This is a genomic window from Cupriavidus sp. 05N40, from assembly GCF_056397305.1.
This window is the reverse complement of the sequence record NZ_JBFTND010000453.1, coordinates 1-847: the sequence shown is the minus strand read 5'-3', so window position 1 is coordinate 847 and position 847 is coordinate 1. Positions and strand designations below refer to the sequence as shown.

Below are 847 nucleotides of genomic sequence, written 5' to 3'. Positions count from 1 at the left end.
GCCCATCACCCTTCCGCTGTGGCTGGGCTGGCTGCTGATCAACGCGTTTCCCGACAGCGTGGAAGCATGCATCCAGTACAACGTGCCCTACACGCCCTTTCCCACGGACATCGACGAGTTGTGCGGCATGGCATCGCCGCAGGTGAACGTCGATGCCTAGCATCATGGGGACCACACCATCCGCACCTTTAGGCTGCTGCTTCTTCAGCGCCTCCATCGATCCTGCCAAGCCGGAGCCAGTGGGGACGCGACAGTGAAAGAGGAAACCATCAGGCGACTTCCGCCCAGCCTGCGTCTGGGCGGCACACCGCTCTATCGGAACCACGCCACCAGCGAGCCGCCCAAACCCGATGGCGTGCGTCGCGTCAATGATCAGTGCGTCGAACTGGAGACCTATGCGAATTTCACGCGGACCAGTACAGCGAGCTTTATTGGCATGTCAGTCGTTGTAGCGATCATAGGCTCACTATTCAGTTTCTGGGCAATTGGTATGGAGGCCCTAACGGCGAAGGACATCGTCTACACCGCTTTGTGTAGCTTGCCTGTGTTAGCGTTTGGATTTTGCTTCTACTTTGCCAGCGGCGCGCATCGCACCCGTGGCGCCTTCATCCGCATTCATCGCGGCACGCGCAAACTCTATTTCATTTTCCCCGGCAAAGAGCGCCTGCACGTGCTCGACTGGAACCAACTCGAAGCCCTGGCCGGCTACATCCCCATCGTGTCTGCCAGTGGCTATGCCAGCCGGCATCCGCTGTACCTGATCGGGGTCGATTACACGATGGACCCGTCGACCGAAATCTGCGCGGCCTGCGGCAACCTGGGTCTGTTCGACGGCGATCGCTCGGCC

1 protein-coding gene is annotated in these 847 nt (G+C 60.0%); it reads left to right on the top strand.

The features are described 5' to 3' along the window. Positions 1-253: 253 nt before the first annotated feature. Positions 254-847, top strand: a 594-nt coding sequence (locus AC1DO7_RS41405) for a hypothetical protein (protein ID WP_441643676.1), incomplete at its 3' end; no start/stop codon positions are given.